Consider the following 19,812-nt stretch of genomic DNA (forward strand, 5'->3'; position numbering starts at 1 on the left):
ATTTCCTTTATTTTTTTCTTGACAACTGTTTCTCTACGATGTTAATTGAATCGAACCTTTGAGAGATTCATGAGCACCTTTGTATTAAAATAGAGTGTGCGAGTAAACACTCTTTTTACGAAGCGAAGAAAGGAGAGAAGTGAAATGTGCGTGGAATGGATTTGAATTAAAAAGCATTCTTACAATTACGATTTTACCTTATAATGATTCTTATCAAAATTTACTATATTTAAACTCTCCCTATTAATTTATGAAATAATTAGCTTTAAAAAGATTCAAAACTAACTTAACAATATTAAATGGATTATTTATTTGAAAACCTAGGGGATGAAAGGTTCCAAGAAATTTGTCATGCATTAATTAACAGTGAATTTCCTAATTCGCAAGCTTTTCCAGTTGGACAACCAGATGGAGGGAGAGACTCTATAGTATATTTAACAGAGAATGTCAATAAAGAGTTTATCGTATTTCAAATAAAATACGTAAAAAACCCAAATAAAGATGAGCCTCATAAATGGTTAACTAAAATTCTAAAAAAAGAATCAAAGAAAATTGAAGAATTGATACCTAAAGGTGCAAAAAAATTCTACTTAATGACAAATGCAAGAGGAACTGCACACCTAGATGCTGGATCAATTGATAAAGTAAATAAAATTTTAGAAGAAAATATAAGTATTCCATCAATTTGTTGGTGGAGAGATGATATTTCAAGAAAATTAGAATCTAAAAATGATATAAAATGGTCTTATTCAGAGATATTAAATGGCCAAGATGTTTTAAATAATTTAGTTTTTGAAAATATCAATGAAAATAGAGACAGAAGAGAAAGCGTTATAAAAGCCTATTTAAAAGATCAGTATGATATCGATAATGAAGTGAAATTTAAACAAATTGAGTTACAAAACAAGCTGTTAGACCTATTTACTGATGTTCCGATTAACATTAAAAAAATAAATGAGAAAAATAAGATTCTAAAAAATATTTTAATTTCTCAAGGTCTTTATCAAAGATACAAAAGTGAAAACCGAACTGATTATGAAGACGGAAGTTCAGATGAAATTGGTGCAGCTAGTTTTATTTTAAATTCAAATATTCAAAAGGGAATTAAAAGAGTATTAATTGAAGGAGGACCTGGTCAAGGTAAGTCAACCATTTCGCAATATGTTTGTCAAATACATAGGATTAAACTATTGAATAAAAAACATGAATTAACTCTTATTCCCAAGAATATATCAGAATCACCCGTAAGATTACCTTTTAAAATTGATTTAAGAGATATTGCATTATGGGTGGAGAGAAAAAACCCTTATAATAATATTATTAGTGATGAAAAATTCGCTAGTTTATGGCAAAATACACTTGAATCTTTTCTAATTGCGCATATATCATATCATTCAGGTTTAGATGATTTTAACACTCTTGATTTAATTTCGGTTTTAAAATTAAGTTCTGTTCTTTTTATTTTTGATGGATTTGATGAAGTGGCAAATTTAAAATCAAGAGAGGCTATAATTATTTTTATAAATAAAGGAATAAGTAGATTATCAGAAAACACAAGCTCAATACAAGTTGTAATAACTAGCAGACCAGCTGCTTTCTCTAGCATAGTTGGTTTTTCTATTGATCTTTACCCACATTTTGAATTAACAGACATAACACCAAGTGTAATAAATGAATATGTTGAAAAATGGATAAAGTCAAGAAAGCTAGATAATAGAAAAGCTTCAGAAATTAGGAATTTAGTAAATGAAAAATTGAAAGTTCCACACTTGAAAGATTTAGCCAAAAGTCCTATGCAATTAGCTATTTTAATTAGCTTACTCAATACTAGAGGCGAATCATTGCCAAATAAAAGAACTGCATTATATGACAGTTATATTGAGTTGTTTTTTAATAGAGAATCTGAAAAAAGTTTTTTAATAAGAGATAATAGAGATTTAATTATTGATATACATGAATATTTAGCTTGGGTTTTACACTCTGAGGCTGAATTATATAGAAATAGTGGAAGAATTGAAATTCAAGTGCTACATGAAAAATTGAATCATTATTTAGTTAAAGAGGGTCATAAAAATATTATTGCAGAACAATTATTTAAAGTTATGGAAGAAAGAGTTTGCGCTTTAGTTTCTAGAGTTCAAGGGACTTTTGAATTTGAAGTGCAACCTCTAAGAGAATACTTCGCTGCAAAATATCTATATAATACATCGCCATATTCTCCGCCTGGAAAAAACTTTCCTGGAACGAAGCCAGATAGATTTGATGCAATTTCAAAAAATTTATATTGGCAGAATGTATGTAGATTTTTTGCTGGATGTTTTGATAAAGGTGAATTACCTATGATAATCGAAAAACTCAATGAAATGCAGGAGGATGAGCATTTAAAATACACGAATTATCCTCGTTTACTTACTTCTCAACTTTTATCAGATTATGTTTTCACCCAATATCCAAGACTATTAAATCAAGTAGTAAAATTGATTGTTTCTGAAGTACAATTAGGGAAAATTCTTAACCAAAATGAAAGAGGAAGAAGTGATGATTCAATTTTATTGCCAATAGAATGTGGTAGATTAGAATTAGTTACTGAATGTTTTAATCAATTAAAATTATTACCATCAAAAGATTATGCAGAAGAATTAATAGGTATAATAAATAATAATCCTCTTAATAAAATAGATTTTTGGAAGAATTCTTTGTCAAATTATTCAAATAAAGATTTAACAAAATGGCTAGAATTTGCGTATAAATTAAGAATTATATTTCAGCTCGAAAATGACCTTTTACTCACAATAATTAATGAGTCAGAATCTGAAAAAACAAAAAGATTACAATATTTGATACATGGGAATAAAGAAGAAGTAATAAATGAAAACATAGAACTTAAAGATGAGGCATTAAGTGCTATTTTAAATAAAGAATTATTTTATAGTCCAGGAAGAGAAATGATTAAAAGTTTTGGTGTACTTACTATAATATTTCACAGTCATGTTCTTTCTATGGCATTTAAAGATGTTGAATATGATAGGTCGTTCTTAAATATTTTTGATGATTTCCTTATGAGAAGACCTTCAAAAAGAAAAGAAAAAAATGAGTCCATTTTGAAATTTGAATGTGTTGACAAAATAGATGAGAAAATCTCAAACTTTGTAAAGGATACTAAAAACGTATTAGAAAAACCAGTTTCTACTTGGATAAATTCAATAGAAAATTGGGATATCTTCACGGAGAAAGCTAGGAAGCACTTTGGAGATAATTTAACCATTGAAGTTTTAGCAATAATAAGTGCTAATATTAAAACAAAAGATAAAAGGTTTGATGGTTATGAAAATTTAAATGATAATAAATTATCATTATGTAAAAGGGTATGCTCTGCTAGAATGAAATCAGGGAATTTAAATTATTGGACTAACCAATTTACCATTTCAGAAGACTTAAATTTTACTTTATTCGTATTTTTGACTTGGGCAACACCAAGAACGATAATAAAACTATCAGAAATTGTATCAGAGAAAATTAGTGAATTAAATTCAACTCAATTTTTAAGATTAGATTTAGGTTTATCTAGAATACTTGAAATTTCAAGTTTTACTTCGACACAAATAAAGTTTTTAGAACAAAATTTTAATCATGAGTTTTCTAATGAATTTAAGTATTTATTAATGCATCGCGTTCCATATAATCTTAAAAATAAATTTGTTTATAATAATATTAGGTCAGTAACTGGTAAACTCAATTCTATTTTTGATTTAAAACTAGAGTTTTTAATAGACACTTTTCTTAAGAAACCTAGTAATAAAAGTGTTTTGTTAGAAATTAAGAAAATTTATTCAAAGGCTACTAATTTTAACATGAATGAATATCGTTACAGACGAGCTATAAGTAATGAAAACCATGAAATCCCTGTAATCATAGCAAAAATGATAATGGAGGAGGATAATCTTTATCCAAAGTATTTAGTCTCCATAGCAGAAAATGTTTGTTGGAGAGATGCAATTAATAAAAAGAAAAAAGTTGGAAACATTGCAATTGAAGAAAAGTGGTTTGATTATAGCGTGACCTCATAAAATTTTGGTTAAAACAATGGGAGAGAGGAACGTTCATATTTTAGGGCCTTAGCAATACAGAATCTAAATAGTTTCAATTTTTCAAGGAATTTCAAAATCAGTCTTAACCAGCTACAATGTTTCCTAAAATATAGTGTAACGAAACGTAATTGTTTCCAAAATTATATGCAGTCTTGATTTTTTTGTTTCTTTTTTTATCAAGAAAAAAAGGAATATATTAAAATAACATGATATGAAACAGAGACAATTTGAAAACCGGAAATTTCGGTTATGCGTTCAAGAAGCTAAAAAATGTATAATTGAAATTGATGAAGATTCTTTGCATGCAAGATATCTTTTGTCTCAATTAATATATGATAATGAGTCTATTTCTAATATTGATTTTTCAAAACTAAATTGGAAAAACGTAAGGTTAAATTATTCAGATGTTATATCTGCAATTATGTCAAATACCGCTAAAAAGCGCTATTACGTAAATTGTTATAAATTGTACTATAATTTATATTATGTAAAATAGAATTATTTGGGTTATGTCAGATGTTCTACTTACTACTAAAATATCTTATCCTCTATATTACGATATTCCGTAGTATTCCAAATAAAAAATCAAATACGCGATTCTCAGTGATTGGTGTTCTTATTATAAAATTTACAGTTTGTAAATAAAACGCTTTTAATTCTTACAGCAAGAATCTGTTTTAGGATTCATTATCTTTACAGAATCAAATATGCATCTTATTATGGATACTTCAACAACGGTATTAAATGTATTGGGTACATCTTTAGAACATTGCTCATGTGATCCCATGACTGGATATTTACGCGATGGCTTTTGCAATACAACACCTGACGATTTTGGAACTCATGTGGTTTGTGCGGTCGTGACTAAAGCATTTTTAGAGTATTCTGCGTCTAAGGGCAATGATTTAATGACGCCAATCCCACAATGGAATTTCCCAGGACTCAAACCTGGTGATAAATGGTGTCTCTGTGTATCGCGTTGGAAACAAGCCGAAAAAGCCAATTGTGCTCCGCATGTCGATTTATCTGCTACACATGCCATTACCTTAAACTATGTGTCCTTAGAACTTCTACAGCAGTACGCGATATAACATTGCCACTTTCCGAAGCAATTTAAATTAAAAAACACGGGTTAAAATTGCTCAACCACTGTGTTGTTTGTCGAAGAATTAAAGCACCTAAAATGAACTTACCGAATTTATAAGTTATTCATCCTGAAACTATAAGCGTTATAATTTTTGAATTGTACATTAGATGCATCCCTCAAAACTATTAAACCTATGTATCATGGACGACAATTTAGCATTATTCAACCAGATCAATAGTTTATCGTACTGGTTATTGAAAGAAACAGACTATAAAGGCTTTATAACCTTTGATGCCAATGACGATAGTTATTTTATATCTATTAAAAAAGGTGTAGAATCTATCTATAAGCATCATATTGAAGACTTTAGTCGCAAGGATTCACGCTTATTGAAATTTGAACTCACTTCTATAGTGAACCATTTATTACAGATTAAAAAGTGTGTAAAAGAAGACGAACAACAAATCGCTTAACTATATTCTAATTACCAAAAAAAGCTCATCATAGTTATTATGATGAGCTTTTTATTTTTAAAGTCGTACGAACTATAAGTTTTAATGTTTAATAGTCTGTATAACCTTCTTTTCCTGGTGTATAGAATAAATCTTGCTTAGGCTCGGTTAACTCTTTATCATTCTTCAATTTATCTACCAAATCTGGATTACTTATAAATGGTCTTCCCATGTAAGCTAAGTCAAATCCGTCTTCAAGCACTTGCTCTGCATCCTTTTTAGAATCAATATCGCCTCCAGTTATAATTGGTCCAGCAAAAGCACCTTTGATCGTACCTTTGATTTCGGTCTTAAAATCTGGTGCTCCCATAGATCCTGTATGATCTACAATATGGATATATAAGATTCCTAATTCTTTTAGTTTTACTGCAAGATGCGTGTACAATTCTACCAGATCATCGTAGTTATGCTCAACATCGTTCATGGCACCGTAAGGTGAAAATCGTATTCCTACTTTATCTGCTCCAATGGCATCTACTACTTTTTTAGCAGTTTCTAAAACAAAGCGCGCTCTGTTTTCAAAATTACCACCATATTCATCGTCTCTTAGATTTGATTTAGGATTCAAAAACTGGTCCATCAAGTACCCATTGGCACTATGTAACTCAATCCCATCAACGCCTGCACGCTCCACCAATAATCTAGAACAGTTAACGTATTCGTTTTGTGCTTTTATGATATCTTCTTTAGTCATAGCTCTTGGCGTTTCATGAGCAACCAATCCTTTAGAATCGGTGTACATCTCTCCTGCTGCATGTACTGCACTTGGTGCGATGACCTCTCCACCTTGTGGTACATTTTCCGAAGCACAAATACGTCCGCAATGCATTAATTGCACAAAGAACTTCCCTCCTTTTTCATGAACGGTTTCAGCAATTTGCTTCCACCCTTCTATCTGCGCAGGACTGTAAGCACCAGGAATTCTAGGATATCCAATCCCGTTTACCGATGGTGACGTTCCTTCAGAAATAATAAGACCTGCTGAAGCGCGTTGCCCGTAATACTTGGCCATCAAATCGTTTGGAACATTGTCAATAGCTCTCGATCTGGTCATTGGAGCCATGACTATTTTATTTTTTAGTTTAAGTTTGCCTAATGTGAATGCATCAAATATGCTCATAGTTTTCTTTTTTTTGGTTTGTTATCTTTTTCAATTTTCAGTTGAAAAACGATACGTTATCAACTGCATTTAAAGATACTGGTTTTGCGTGCTGTTTGTTGACTTCAATGCTTTAAAAGTTAACTTGTATCGAGAACAGCGTTTTAGGTTTATCTGTATTCAGAATAAAAAAAAATTATAATTCTTCTAGTCGTAACTTATACGCTTTTAGGTCATTTTTGAAGCCATTTGCCAAATCTCCATAGAGATTAACGTACAAAAATCGTAACGAGGCTATTTGGGATTTGAAGGTGTCACTACCTAAATATCGAATACAGTCGTTTTTACATTTGTAATCTGTAATTAATTCAACGTACCAATCTTGAGTTTTTTCAATTTCAGATAAATTAGACGTTAGCTTTTCATAGATGATTTTTTCGATATCATTGATATTTTTTGCGTACAATTTGTACATACTACTTATAGCAGTGAGTTGCTTGGATTGTTCGCTATTGTCTAATGTTGCGTTATCAATTAAATTTATTACAGTTTGGTCTAGCGGTAGATCATAAACGTCAAATAACAAAGTGCTTACCATAGAGTTCATTTTGACTTTAGATTGATCGTAATCCCTATCTAATACTTTTAAATAGATATTTTGAATGGTATCCAGATCGTTTTGAAATGCTAACGCTTTTTGAATATCTCGGTCCATTTGTTTAATTACTTTTTGGGAAAGCTCATTGTTTATTTTGGTGAGTTGTCTATTGTTATTCCAATTATTGATACCTAGCGCAATTAAAATCCCTATAATTACAAGAAGTATTTCTCCAAAAGCGTAGGTTAAGTATTTACTTAATCTTGTTCCTCTTAACAATTGAAAGCGCTTTTTATGGAATAGTTTCATTTGAATCTAAATAATTTAAAACTTTTTTTAGTTCGCCTCTATAATGTGAAATTGCTAACAAATAGTTATCGTTTGCCATGAGGTCAAAATAAGTCAATCGGTTAATATAGGTTTGACTTGAAAAATAATCTAGACAGTCTTCTTCACAAACTCCTTGTAATTGGTAATTTGAAAACCAATCAAAATGATCTCTCATATATTTGAAATTATCAATGACTTCATCAACAACGAGATCATTGAGAAGCTTGAAATCTTCTAACTTATACAAACTATAGAAAGCCAGTAGAGAATCTTTAATGGCAGAATTATTTTTTGAGTCTTTATTGAAGCCTACCAATAAGTTGTAGCCCTTTCTATGCAAATTGACAGGAATAGCTTCGTTAATAATATATCTGCAATCGTAACAATCTCTTAAGGAGTCCTTAAAATTATCGTCTAAGAGTATTTTTGCTGTTAATTTGTAAGATGCAGTAGACGAGTCTATAATTACTTTAGTCTCTTTCAAATCATTTTTTAAATCTGCTTTTACTACAGATATAATCCGTTCCAGCTCCCTGTCATCAGCTTTAGTTTGTCTCCAGTTATTAATTGCCAGAGCTATTAAAATACCGCAAACCACTAATATTATTTCTCCGAGAGCATAAGTGATATACTTCTGAAACCGAGTGCCTCTAAACAGTAAAAACCGCTTTTTATTAAAAAACTTCATACAAGATTCTATGGGTTGGTTTCTCAAATATAAACAATAAAAAAACACCTTTTCGTAAAGAAGAAAAAGGTGTTTTAAATTTATTTGACTTCGGAAACATGCATCACTCAGGATCTAAGATATCTTCAATACGTTCTACCAAATCCTTATAATGGTATTTAGAAACGGTATTGATTTCTCTATTGCCAGCAGTTGCAACTTGACGTTTTAAGTTATTTAATTCACCTCTAACAATGGCTCTAATATCCGACTGTGACACATTAAAGTAATCCCCTCTCCTATTGGATTCTAGATCTTCGGTCATTAAATATCCCATACGATCTACAAAAGCACGTTGTAGATTCCTTCTGTAAACATCAACATTCTTTGTACTGTTTACTTCGGAAAAAACGCCTTTGCGTAAATCCTGAATCATTGATAAAGCACTATAATTGGTAGCATCTACAGTTTCATGATCTATTAAGCGACCTAATTTGTCAAAGCTTAAAAGAGCCTCTAGATATCTGCTCTGTAAACGTCTTAAACGTTCCGTATAACCATTATAGTCTATATTTTGGAGTAATGACTTATCCATTAACCAATTAGGTGTTTCAAATGCGTTATCATGCAACCATTGCATAGATTGCTGCTGTGTTTGTTTAGGTACAGCTTCATAAGCAATACCACCTTGGCTTGGTGTAATTAAATGTTCTTCAACACCACCAATGTTACCTAAAACATGTCCAACGTATCGATTATAACAACCTAATAGTTCACCGTATAATTCTTCTAAATCATCATAATCATTAGTTTGGCTACTCGTCCATTGTGGTAATTGCTGTGTTACATATTTGAGGTTTTTAAGCGCGTAATCAGACGCTTTAATGGCATCGTTTCCAATATCTTCTGTTTGCGAGGTAGGATCAAATCTACTGCTTTGCTTTCCGAAGACATATTTAGGGTCTCCTGCTTTATCCATTATCCATTTATCAAGTGTATTACGCTCTGAATCGGCAGAATTAGCATTGGGTATTGCTCTGTAACCCCAATTTATAGCATAATGATCATAGGGTCCAATCTGTCTAATAAACCTAATATTTTCGTCTCCTGGCTGAGCAATGTAGTTATAACGAGCATAATCCATAATTGTGGAGGCAATCCCAAATTCTTGGGTAAACGCTCCATTTCTATAATCTTCTACACTATAAGCCTTACTGGCGCTCATGTTATGAGGTAAACCCAACGCATGTCCAACCTCATGAGCAATCACCATTTTCATCATTTCACCGATATCTTCAGATGGTGTGTCTAACGTTCTTGCATTTGGATTGGCTGCTCCTGTTTCTAACAGATAGCGATTTCTGTATGAGCGTAAATGGTTATGGTACCAAATAATATCACTTTCAATAATTTCACCACTTCTAGGATCTGAAACACTTGGTCCAATCGCATTACGGGTTTCACTAGCTACGTATCTTATTACAGAATAGCGTATGTCTTCTGGGCTAAAGTCTGGATCTTCTTCTTTTGTTGGAGGATCTTTAGCGATGATTGCATTCTTAAATCCTGCGGTTTCAAAAGGACCTTGCCAAAGCTCGATACCTTGCTTAATATATTTGCGTAAATTCTCTGGCGTTGCAGGATCGAGATAGTAAACAATAGGTTTAACTGGTTCGACCAATTCTCCTCTTGCATAGGCTTCTGGATCTTTTGGTTCTAATCGCCATCTGCGGATATACGTTTTTGTATCTGCCTTTAATTTTTCACTACCGTAATCTACTTGGCTAAATGTAAACCATCCCACGCGTTCGTCTGCAAATCGCGGTTGCATTGGCTCTTCTGGCAATAAAATCATAGATTGGTTCATTTGCAAGCTTATTGTTTCCGCAGATTCCGCAGATGGAGGATTTGAGGCGTTATAGGTCATATCCTGAATCACTTCTATATTCTGCGGAAAACTCTTCATTTCGTTGATAAAACTTCGGGAAGCATCTAGATTTTTTACTTTATAACTGGTGCGTAAACGTCCTGAAAGTCCGCTTATAGCCTTTACATCTGAGTTATAGAATTTCGTAACATCAATAACTGTTGCTGTAGAATCTTTACTAAATGCAGCTATATCAAAAGCAAATAACGTGGGATCGTAATTATTGGATTTAACCGATATACTTATTGGCAATTCCTCATCTGCCACAGCATTATAAGAGCGCTCTTTTATTAATATTTTATTGTCAAAACGCTCCCAAGCCACCAAGCGTTCACCAGTTTTTGTTCCAGCATTGATGTAACCACCACCTAAGTTTGCTGGTAATTTTGCTATTCTGCTCACTAGAAGCATGTCTTTTTGTAAATGTTCATGAGGGATCTCAAAATAGTACTTCTCTCCTATTTTATGGACTTTAAATAAACCCTCATCTGTAATCGCATCTTTTGTTATAACCTTATCATAGGGTTTTATTTTGCCTTCATTCTTCTTTGGAGTTGTTTTAGAATCTACAGTTTCGGTTTTATCTTTTTTTGAGCGTTTCTTAGACTTTGACTGTGCTTGATGGAGATTTGGCGCTAAACTAAAGAGTAAAATTAAAAAGTACAGAATTGATTTTTTCATTTTTAGAATGGTTTGAGGTTTTTATGTATTGTGGTTTTTCAGAAATAAAAAACGACGTCAGGATTTGACGTCGTTAATTTACAAATTATATGTGATCCTTGACAGTTAAGCTTCTTTAGATTTTGAATCTTTAACTTTTAGATCACCACCACCTTTAGGTTTTAGTTTTTCCGCTTCTTTTTCATTCAAACTTGGAAAATTTGATGATTTTCTATATTTATCCTGAAAATCTGCGTGTTCCTTTTTTTTATTTTCGTCTTTATCACTCATTGTATTTTGTTTTTTAAATTTTGAAGTATTAACATTTCCGAAGAAATTAGTCGTTCTTATCTTTTGCCAAATGTACAGGTGTATCCATCATAAGCGTACGTATTGGAAAAGGAATATTGATACCATTTTTATCAAATTCTTCTTTAATAAGCATGATTGCCTCACTTTGCCTATCAAAAAATTGACCGGGTTTTGTATAATCTATATAAAAACGTGTCATGAAATTTATAGAACTATCTCCAAACTCCAACCAATAGAATTCTACTTTCTCCCCTTCTTTCTGCGGAAAATTTTCTTCCATTAATTTTGTGACCATTTCTTTTACGTTTCTTAGTTTTGAACCGTAACCAACTCCGCAATTTACCGTGATTCGTCCTCTATCGGTCAGAGAATAATTAGTAAATGGCTCATCAATTATCATTGAGTTTGGCATCACTACTATCTGGTTATCGGGTTGTCTCAATACGAAATTCCGAAGAGAGATTTCTTCAACAAAACCTTTGTGACTGGATGTTTCTATATAATCATTGATTCTTATTCTTGGCAGAAACGATAAAAGCACACCAGAGAATGTATTGTTTAATGTGCCTTGTAACGCTAGACCAATAGCCAATGCCACTACTCCTGCTCCTGCCAGTATTGAAGTTAATGCTTTATCGAGATCTAAAACGCCAAGTGCGATAAAAAACCCTATAAGAACAATTAGCATAGACACTAATTTTATGATAATTTGCCTTACCGACGCATTGCTCATTCTCTTCAACAAGATCTTTTTCAATATAGATTTCACCCCTTTTGAGATAAAATAAAATAAGACAATAACCAATATGGCCAATACCAGATTTGGTAGTCTAAGTATAATGGCTTCGCTCCAGCCTTCAAGTTTTTCGTAGAGTTTATCTACATAGTTTCCAATTTCCATAAAGTATGACATAGTTTAATGTTTAGTTGTTTAACATGGTTGATAGCAAAAATGTACCAACGATTAATAATATGATGGAGAGCATTCCTCCAATTATAACAAAATGCTTAAAACGATAGAGACCAGTACCGTAAATCAATGTATTGGTTTGATAGCCCATTGGCGTGAAAAAGCTAAAATTAGCGCCAAACATGACCGCTAAGATAAAAGGTTTTACCGGTAAACTCAAACCAGCAGCCAATGCAATTGCAATTGGTGTGATTATCACAGCTGTAGCGTTGTTAGAAATAAAGCCACTCATCAACATCGTGATTGCGAATAATGATCCTAAAGCAATTATACTGTTTTGACCATCAAGCAATTGGATGAGTTGTTTTGAAATCCAGGCATCTGTTCCCGTATTGCTCATTGCAATTCCTAACGGAATCATGCCTGCAAGTAAAAAGAATATTTGCCAGTTTACGCGTTTATAAATTTTTGTGAGATTGATACAGTTACCTAACAATAATGCACCTACTCCTGCAATTGTACTGGACAAAATTGAAAGTACGCCTGTTGCTGCCAATACTACAACAGAAATTATAGTAAAAATGCACCATAATTGTTTATAGCGATTTACAGTAAAATTATCTTCGTGCTTTCTTAGTACGACAACGTTTTTATAATCATAAATCGAATCTAGCTTTGTCTTCTCAATTTGTATCAAAACACGATCACCTGCTTTAATATACATTTTTTTTATGGCTTTTGGCAAGTATAAATGCTTATCTATGTTCAGCATTTTTTTCTTCTGAATCCCAATAGGATTACCTACCGCGTTCAGTAATATTTTAATATCCTGTAGTGATTTGTCAATGAATTCTGATCCTGGAAGAATCAATAGCTCCACATAGGTGTTTTTTAGATTTTTATCCTTGACTTGGTCATTTTCTATTTCATCGCTATTTAATGACAACTCGAAATCCTCTTTGGATATCAATGAAAAATCCTGAATATCACTCACCAAAACCAACTCATCGTTCACTCTCAATGTCGTGTTTTTTCCTGGAGCTGTATTCACTTTTCTATCCCTAATGAGTTTTAGAACCGCGATATTTGGGTTGTGGTAAAAAGGAACTTCAGAAAACGCTTTACCAACAAACTTAGATTCTGGCTTAATGGTGAGCGTGAATAAAAAATCTGAGGATTCTTTGTAATTCTGTAATTTATCACCTCCGCGTTTTGGTAACCAACGACTGGCTATGGTCATAAATACGATTCCAACCGCGAGCATAATTATTCCGTAGTAAGAAAATTCAAAAAAGGTAAAACGCTCAACACCCAAATCACCTGCAACAGAGTTAACCAATAAGTTGGTTGACGTACCCATCAAGGTACAACTACCGCCAAGAATTCCTGCAAAAGAAATTGGCATAAGTAATTTAGGAGCCGAGAAATTATATTTTTCTGAAAGTTGCGCGATGATCTTTAAGAACACAACCACAACAGCAGTTGTACTTATAAACGACGATATTGAGGCAGATACCAGCATAAATACGGGCACCATAACAATTAGTGGTAAAAAGCTTAATTTCTTAATAGAATCACTAAGTAGCTGTATGACTCCATTATCTTCCAGCCCAATGGCGATGATCATCAACATTAAAACCGTTATTGCTGCAGGATTTGAAAAACCGCTGATAGCTTCTTCTGGTGAGGTTAACCCTAGTAATATTAGAGAGACTATGATAAAAAATGCAATTTTATCAATAGGCATAAATTCCGTTATGAATAATATGACCGAAATACCAATGACTAAAAAAACGAGAATTATTTGTAGCTCCATTATTGTGGGTTAGAAATTAAATGTAATGAAAAAGATGATACTCCATTATGCCAATAGTTCAATTTACGAAATACAGTCAAACCTTTTTCTAAAAGTGTTATAAATACTTTTAGAAAAAGGTTTTTTCCTAAAAAACAGAGCATATGTCACAAGCTTGTTGATATGCGTTAACAAATTAAAGGATGCAGTTACAAAGTGCAATCGGTCTTGTGTACCTTTATTATTAATAAAAAATCCAAGAAAATTATGAAGACAATATTTGAATATAACGATGTAACCGCAAGTGAAAGTTTAGAAGCATTTGCCAATGAAAAATTAGAATCCTTATTTAATAAATATGAGTTTGTTATTAGAGCAGATGTTTTTTTTAAAACTGAAAACACATCAAGTGACGAAACTGGTATGATTTGCGGAATTAGATTGAGCGCACCTGGCCCTCGCCTGTTTGCCGAATCTTCTCATGATAACTTTAGGGATGCCATTTCTGAAACAATAAATGAACTCAATAGACAACTTAAAAAGAGAAAAGATAAAATGAAAAGTCATTAAAGACTAATTTTCTCTTTATCAATTTACTGACTGATTTTTCAAGAGATTTATAAATCTTAAAGAAATCATAATATTTTAACATTATAGTCCATAAGTGAATTGATACCGTACATATAACGAAAACCAATATATAATTAAAACAAGTAAATAGTATGAGACGAATTTCAATAATTGCATTAACAGCATTATTTTTAACAGCATGTGTATCTAAAAAGAAATACGTTGCCTTAGAACAAGATAATGGTGAATTAAAAAGTGAGCTTACCAAAACAAAAGTTGAAAAAGAAGAGCTAGAAAACAAATTCGCGAGAATTCAAGAACGTGTTGATAGTTACAATTCTAAAATCAACGAACTCACAGACGAAAATAATGCACAATTAGTTTCTGTAGATGGTGTTGTTATTTCTGAAAATCAGAAAAAAGCAATGCGCGAATCTTTAAAGAATGTCCCGCCAGCATACATGGCAACAGCAAAAACTTTAAAGGATTCTATGAACTTAGCGATGCAATTCAATCTAAAATCATCAATGGAAAACATTGAAGAGGATGAAGACATAGCAATCAACATAGAAGAAACAGTAGTTATGATCTCTATCTCTGATAAAATGCTATTCAACTCAGGAAGTTATAAAATCAGTAATAAAGCAAATGATATTTTACAAAAAATAGCAAATGTTATTAATTCTGAAGAAAGCCTTGATGTAATGGTTGAGGGTCATACAGATAACAAGTTAATGAAAAACAATGCTGCTGTAAAAGACAACTGGGACTTAAGTGTGCTTAGAGCGACATCTGTAGTTAGAAAATTACAAGACGAATATAATGTTGCTCCAGAGCAATTGATTGCTGCTGGTCGTAGTTTCTATAAGCCATTAACAGATAATGATACGAGTGACAACAGATCAAAAAACCGTAGAACACGAATCGTGATTTTACCAAACATAGATAAGTTTTTTGCGATGATGTCATCAAACTAAAAATTACTTAACCTATAGTAAATTTGTGGTTAATTAATCCGTGAGAAGACCGTTGGAAACAACGGTCTTTTTTTTGTTTATAAGGTATTTCGAAATTTTTTCTACATTTGTGTTAATTATTTCTTAAAAAGCCTATGAAGAAAATTACAATTATCATTTTATTTGTTTTTAGTTCTTATGCCCAATCCCAGCAAAGTGTTGCCAGAGAATGGAACGAAATGATATTATCAGCGATAAGATCTGACTTTGCTAGACCAACTGTTCATGCTAGGAATTTGTTTCATTCTTCAGTATTAATGTATGATGCTTGGGCCCTTTTTGATAGTCAAGCCAATACTGTTTTTCTTGGTAAAAATTTTGGAGGTTATACTTGTGACTTTAACGGTATTTCAACACCAACAGATGTTGATTCTGCAAGACACGAAATTATAAGTTATGCAATTTTTAGACTTTTAAACCATAGGTTTCAAAATTCACCTGGAGGGACTGATACATTAGATGAGTTTGAAACTCTCTTTACATCATTTGGTTATGATCCAAATTTCACATCATTGGATTATAGTAGTAATTCTTACGCAGCTTTAGGAAATTACATGGCAAATGAAATGATTCAATTTGGATTTCAAGATAATTCAAACGAACAATCTAATTATTCTAACCAATTTTATTCTCCTTCAAATCCGCCATTAATTCTTGAAAATTATTACGAAACCAATGATATAGATCCAGATAGATGGCAACCTTTAGCCTTTGATGTTTACGTTGATCAAAGTGGTAACGAGTATCCTTTAAATACACCATCTTTTCTAAGTCCAGAATGGGGAAGCGTAATTCCTTTTTCATTATCTTCGGAAGATCTACAAATACTAAACAATGGCTTTGAAAGCTATGTTTATAATGATCCTGGTCCACCAGTTTACATTCAAAATTCCAATGAAGATGGCATAAGTGATCCATTTAAATGGCATTTTGCGCTTGTGGCCTCTTGGTCTTCACATTTAGACCCCAATGATGAGACCATGATAGACATATCTCCTGGAGCAATAGGGAATTTTGATTTAAGTGACTTACCAGAAACTTTTGAAGAATATCAATCTTTCTATGATTTTACAAACGGAGGTGATGCCAGTACAGGTCATTCGCTAAACCCAAAAACAGGTCAACCTTATACTCCGCAATTAGTAAAAAGATCAGATTATGCTAGAGTTCTTGCAGAGTTTTGGGCAGATGGGCCAGACTCTGAAACACCTCCAGGACATTGGTTTACAATATTAAATTATGTAAGTGACCAACCTAGTGTTGTTAAAAAAATTGGTGGAATTGGTAATATCGTTTCAAATTTAGAATGGGACGTAAAATCCTATTTAGTGCTTGGAGGAGCAATGCACGATGTTGCAATAAATACATGGGGCATCAAAGGTTATTATGACTATTTGAGGCCAATTTCAGCAATAAGATATATGGCTGGCAAAGGGCAAAGTAGCGATGCGTCGTCACCTAGTTATGATCCTCATGGCTTACCTTTAATTGAGGGACTTATAGAATTGATAGATGTTAATGATCCGCTAAGTGGAGAAAACGACGAACATATTGGTCGAATAAAAATAAAATCTTGGAGAGGTCCAGATTTTATCAATGATTCTACAACCGATACCGCAGGAGTAGATTGGATTATGGGTACACATTGGTGGCCATATCAAAGAGGTACGTTTGTGACGCCTCCTTTTGGAGGATACCTATCTGGTCATTCTACATTTTCTCGAGCTGCTGCAGAGGTATTGACACAATTTACTGGTGATCCTTTTTTTCCAGGAGGAATGGGAACCTTTGAAATCACCAATAATGATTTTCTATTTTTTGAAGTGGGACCTACAAGTGACATGACTCTGCAATGGGCTACTTATAGAGATGCATCAGACCAGACAAGTTTGTCGAGAATATGGGGAGGCATCCACCCTCCTATTGATGACATTAAAGGAAGAATTATTGGAGATAAAATTGGAGGTGACGCATTTAATCTGGCTTTAGAATATTTTAATGGAACATTACATACCGAAGATATTCAAGTAACCACATCTATAGAAGTATATCCTAATCCATTTACCGACGTTTTAAATATCAATACAGAAAATGACTATAATATTGAGATTTATACTATCGATGGAAAGCTTGTAAATAAGTCTCAAATTGAATCGAACAGAAACATAATACATACTAATAATTTAAAGCCTTCTATATATTTTATAAAATTTACAGATAAAAACAACAAAAGCACAACAACCAAAAAAATAGTTAAATACTAGTATATTGTTATTTACATATGATAATTTTGCATAAAATTTAAAAAATGCTTTCATTATTAAATAGCTTTAGAATAGTAGCCCTTTTAGAGGGTGTCTCCTATTTGCTTTTACTATTTCTTGCCACACCAATCAAACACTTTGGAAACGACCCAACCTATGTAAAATTGCTGGGTATGCCTCATGGTATTTTATTTCTAGCCTATATAGTTATGGCAATTATGGTAAGCCAAGAAAAAAAATGGAACACAAGAACACTTCTCATCGTTCTCGCAGCCTCTATAATTCCGTTTGGAACTTTTTATATTGAGAAAAAGTACTTAAATCCTAGAAAAAAATGATGGAGAAAATACAATGTTTCTTTTACGATTATTTTATTTCCATAGGAGTTTCTGAGTTGTCTGCAAAATATTTTAATATGTTCACTCTATTGATCATATTAATTATTATTATTTACATTGCAGACCGCATTACACGTATTGTTCTTATTAATTTCTTCGGAAAATTATCTGAATCCACAAAAACTAACTTTGACGATCTATTAGTCAATCATCGTGCACCAAGACGTATTGCCCATTTGATACCTTTGGTCTTGACCATAAAACTTTTTCCGTGGGTATTTTATGATTTTCCGCAATTTGAGGGTTATATCGTAATGCTTTTAAAAGTCTACGGAATTATTTTAACCGTCTGGATCATTAGAAGTATTCTAAGAACCTTTGAATCGTATTTCAAAACACTTCCAAGATTAAGAGATAAGCCTATTGATAGTTACATTCAAGTGGTAATGCTATTTATATGGATTATTGGTATTGCATCTATTCTCGCTACCTTAATCAATTTGTCATTTTTAAAATTCTTTACTACTCTTGGTGCTGCGTCAGCCATTTTATTATTGATTTTTAAGGACACTATTTTAGGTTTCGTTGCAAGTATTCAAGTTGCAATTAACGACAGTGTTAGAATTGGTGACTGGATAACAATGGAAAAATATGGCGCAGATGGTGATGTGGTCGAGATTAATTTGTCTACCGTTCAGGTACAGAATTTTGACATGACCATAACCCATATTCCTACCTATGCCTTAATTTCAGACTCTTTTAAGAATTGGCGAGGTATGACATCTTCTGGAGGACGACGTATTAAGCGCTCCATCTTACTAAAGGCTAAGAGCGTCAAATACCTTGATAGTGAACATATAGAACAACTTAAAAAAATTGAGCTCATCACAAGTTATCTTAATACGAAACAAAAGGAAATCGACAAGTTAAATTCAGATAAAGACAAGTCTGTTTTAATAAATGGACTCAACTTGACAAACTTGGGAGTATTTAGAAAATATTTGCAGACTTACATTGAGCAACATTCCGCAGTAAACAAAGAAATGTTTATTATGGTTAGACAACTGGCTCCAACTCCACAAGGTTTACCTTTAGAAATCTACTGTTTTAGTAGTGATAAGCGTTGGGAAAACTATGAATACATCATGAGTGATATTTTTGACCATGCGCTTGCTGCTGTAACTTATTTTGATTTGGAAATTTACGAGCTAAACGCTGGTACTCTGGTTTAAAAATAATTTTTAAAGCCTATCTTTTACAAACTCTACTTTAGTTTTACCATGTGGTGCTGGTTTACCGTCTTCACCAAGATTTACCATAATTATATTATCTACTGTTAAAATAGTTTCGCGTGTCATTTTGTTTCTAACCTCACATTTCATGGTTAGTGATGAACGACCAAATTTTAAAACCTCAATTCCAATTTCAATAATGTCTCCTTGTTTTGCAGATGCCATGAAGTTGATTTCGGACATATATTTGGTTACAATTTTTGAATTTTCTAGCTGTATGATCGTATAAAGTGCTGCTTCTTCATCAATCCATGCTAAAAGCTGTCCGCCAAAAAGGGTTTGATTTGGATTTAAATCTTCGGGTTTTACCCATTTTCTTGTATGAAATCTCATTGTTAGATTGTTAG

Annotated in this window: 16 protein-coding genes; 8 read left to right on the top strand and 8 right to left on the bottom strand. The window is 32.4% G+C overall.

The window, feature by feature from the left end:
• The first annotated feature begins 299 nt into the window (after positions 1-299).
• From GQ40_RS04650 to GQ40_RS04665, 3 genes are all read left to right on the top strand, one after another.
• Entirely contained in the window at positions 300-4,067 is a 3,768-nt protein-coding gene (locus GQ40_RS04650; RefSeq protein WP_047546185.1) for an NACHT domain-containing protein, read from the top strand.
• Positions 4,068-4,807: 740 nt separating this feature from the next.
• The gene (locus GQ40_RS04660; RefSeq protein ID WP_047546189.1) at positions 4,808-5,179 is read left to right on the top strand and encodes a DUF2237 family protein; all 372 of its coding nucleotides are present in this window, start codon (positions 4,808-4,810) and stop codon (positions 5,177-5,179) included.
• A gap of 196 nt (positions 5,180-5,375) precedes the next feature.
• Complete coding sequence (locus tag GQ40_RS04665) at positions 5,376-5,648, top strand: hypothetical protein (protein WP_156115511.1); 273 nt, start codon at positions 5,376-5,378, stop codon at positions 5,646-5,648.
• An 88-nt stretch (positions 5,649-5,736) separates the two neighbouring features.
• Here the strand turns inward: GQ40_RS04665 and GQ40_RS04670 are convergent, their stop codons facing one another.
• From GQ40_RS04670 to GQ40_RS04695, 7 genes are all read right to left on the bottom strand, one after another.
• Entirely contained in the window at positions 5,737-6,807 is a 1,071-nt protein-coding gene (locus GQ40_RS04670; RefSeq protein WP_047546193.1) for an alkene reductase, read from the bottom strand.
• Between the two features lie 175 nt (positions 6,808-6,982).
• A complete protein-coding gene (locus tag GQ40_RS04675; protein ID WP_047546195.1) occupies positions 6,983-7,693 on the bottom strand; it encodes a hypothetical protein in 711 nt (236 codons plus the stop codon).
• Positions 7,677-8,402, bottom strand: a complete 726-nt coding sequence (locus tag GQ40_RS17025; protein ID WP_052184149.1) for a DUF6090 family protein — start codon at positions 8,400-8,402, stop codon at positions 7,677-7,679. Before GQ40_RS17025 ends, GQ40_RS04675 begins: the two co-directional genes overlap by 17 nt.
• 103 nt (positions 8,403-8,505) lie before the next feature.
• Entirely contained in the window at positions 8,506-10,989 is a 2,484-nt protein-coding gene (locus GQ40_RS04685; protein ID WP_047546197.1) for a zinc-dependent metalloprotease, read from the bottom strand.
• Between the two features lie 105 nt (positions 10,990-11,094).
• Entirely contained in the window at positions 11,095-11,259 is a 165-nt protein-coding gene (locus tag GQ40_RS17555) for a hypothetical protein (protein WP_156115512.1), read from the bottom strand.
• A gap of 46 nt (positions 11,260-11,305) precedes the next feature.
• Positions 11,306-12,193 carry a mechanosensitive ion channel family protein gene (locus tag GQ40_RS04690; protein ID WP_052184150.1) on the bottom strand — a complete coding sequence of 296 codons (888 nt, stop codon included), beginning with the start codon at positions 12,191-12,193 and terminating at the stop codon, positions 11,306-11,308.
• Between the two features lie 10 nt (positions 12,194-12,203).
• Positions 12,204-14,006, bottom strand: a complete 1,803-nt coding sequence (locus GQ40_RS04695) for an SLC13 family permease (RefSeq protein ID WP_047546199.1) — start codon at positions 14,004-14,006, stop codon at positions 12,204-12,206.
• A 246-nt stretch (positions 14,007-14,252) separates the two neighbouring features.
• On the opposite strand from GQ40_RS04695, the gene hpf reads away from it, so the two are divergent.
• The 5 genes from hpf (at position 14,253) to GQ40_RS04720 (ending at position 19,405) form a co-directional block, all read left to right on the top strand.
• Positions 14,253-14,555 carry a ribosome hibernation-promoting factor, HPF/YfiA family gene (gene hpf / locus GQ40_RS04700; protein ID WP_047546201.1) on the top strand — a complete coding sequence of 101 codons (303 nt, stop codon included), beginning with the start codon at positions 14,253-14,255 and terminating at the stop codon, positions 14,553-14,555.
• Between the two features lie 152 nt (positions 14,556-14,707).
• Positions 14,708-15,532 (top strand): flagellar motor protein MotB, encoded by an 825-nt coding sequence (locus GQ40_RS04705; protein ID WP_047546204.1) that lies wholly within the window; start codon positions 14,708-14,710, stop codon positions 15,530-15,532.
• Positions 15,533-15,666: 134 nt separating this feature from the next.
• Positions 15,667-17,835, top strand: a complete 2,169-nt coding sequence (locus GQ40_RS04710; protein WP_047546206.1) for a T9SS type A sorting domain-containing protein — start codon at positions 15,667-15,669, stop codon at positions 17,833-17,835.
• A gap of 44 nt (positions 17,836-17,879) precedes the next feature.
• Entirely contained in the window at positions 17,880-18,173 is a 294-nt protein-coding gene (locus GQ40_RS04715; RefSeq protein WP_047546208.1) for a DUF3817 domain-containing protein, read from the top strand.
• Complete coding sequence (locus tag GQ40_RS04720) at positions 18,173-19,405, top strand: mechanosensitive ion channel family protein (protein ID WP_047551466.1); 1,233 nt, start codon at positions 18,173-18,175, stop codon at positions 19,403-19,405. Before GQ40_RS04715 ends, GQ40_RS04720 begins: the two co-directional genes overlap by 1 nt.
• A 9-nt stretch (positions 19,406-19,414) precedes the next feature.
• Here GQ40_RS04720 and GQ40_RS04725 read toward each other — a convergent pair whose 3' ends face one another.
• Complete coding sequence (locus GQ40_RS04725; RefSeq protein WP_047546210.1) at positions 19,415-19,798, bottom strand: acyl-CoA thioesterase; 384 nt, start codon at positions 19,796-19,798, stop codon at positions 19,415-19,417.
• Between the last annotated feature and the right edge of the window lie 14 nt (positions 19,799-19,812).

This window comes from Psychroserpens sp. Hel_I_66, from assembly GCF_000799465.1.
Classification (GTDB): domain Bacteria; phylum Bacteroidota; class Bacteroidia; order Flavobacteriales; family Flavobacteriaceae; genus Psychroserpens.

Excerpts from the sequence above, each read along its gene's own strand:
- GQ40_RS04660 (WP_047546189.1), top strand. The coding sequence starts at position 4,808 with ATGGATACTTCAACAACGGTATTAAATGTATTGGGTACATCTTTAGAA.
- GQ40_RS04710 (WP_047546206.1), top strand. The coding sequence starts at position 15,667 with ATGAAGAAAATTACAATTATCATTTTATTTGTTTTTAGTTCTTATGCC.
- GQ40_RS04715 (WP_047546208.1), top strand. The coding sequence starts at position 17,880 with ATGCTTTCATTATTAAATAGCTTTAGAATAGTAGCCCTTTTAGAGGGT.
- GQ40_RS04725 (WP_047546210.1), bottom strand. The coding sequence starts at position 19,798 with ATGAGATTTCATACAAGAAAATGGGTAAAACCCGAAGATTTAAATCCA.
- GQ40_RS04720 (WP_047551466.1), top strand. The coding sequence starts at position 18,173 with ATGGAGAAAATACAATGTTTCTTTTACGATTATTTTATTTCCATAGGA.
- GQ40_RS04670 (WP_047546193.1), bottom strand. The coding sequence starts at position 6,807 with ATGAGCATATTTGATGCATTCACATTAGGCAAACTTAAACTAAAAAAT.
- GQ40_RS04685 (WP_047546197.1), bottom strand. The coding sequence starts at position 10,989 with ATGAAAAAATCAATTCTGTACTTTTTAATTTTACTCTTTAGTTTAGCG.
- GQ40_RS04705 (WP_047546204.1), top strand. The coding sequence starts at position 14,708 with ATGAGACGAATTTCAATAATTGCATTAACAGCATTATTTTTAACAGCA.
- GQ40_RS04665 (WP_156115511.1), top strand. The coding sequence starts at position 5,376 with ATGGACGACAATTTAGCATTATTCAACCAGATCAATAGTTTATCGTAC.
- GQ40_RS04690 (WP_052184150.1), bottom strand. The coding sequence starts at position 12,193 with ATGTCATACTTTATGGAAATTGGAAACTATGTAGATAAACTCTACGAA.
- GQ40_RS04675 (WP_047546195.1), bottom strand. The coding sequence starts at position 7,693 with ATGAAACTATTCCATAAAAAGCGCTTTCAATTGTTAAGAGGAACAAGA.
- GQ40_RS17555 (WP_156115512.1), bottom strand. The coding sequence starts at position 11,259 with ATGAGTGATAAAGACGAAAATAAAAAAAAGGAACACGCAGATTTTCAG.
- GQ40_RS04695 (WP_047546199.1), bottom strand. The coding sequence starts at position 14,006 with ATGGAGCTACAAATAATTCTCGTTTTTTTAGTCATTGGTATTTCGGTC.
- GQ40_RS04650 (WP_047546185.1), top strand. The coding sequence starts at position 300 with ATGGATTATTTATTTGAAAACCTAGGGGATGAAAGGTTCCAAGAAATT.
- GQ40_RS17025 (WP_052184149.1), bottom strand. The coding sequence starts at position 8,402 with ATGAAGTTTTTTAATAAAAAGCGGTTTTTACTGTTTAGAGGCACTCGG.
- hpf (WP_047546201.1), top strand. The coding sequence starts at position 14,253 with ATGAAGACAATATTTGAATATAACGATGTAACCGCAAGTGAAAGTTTA.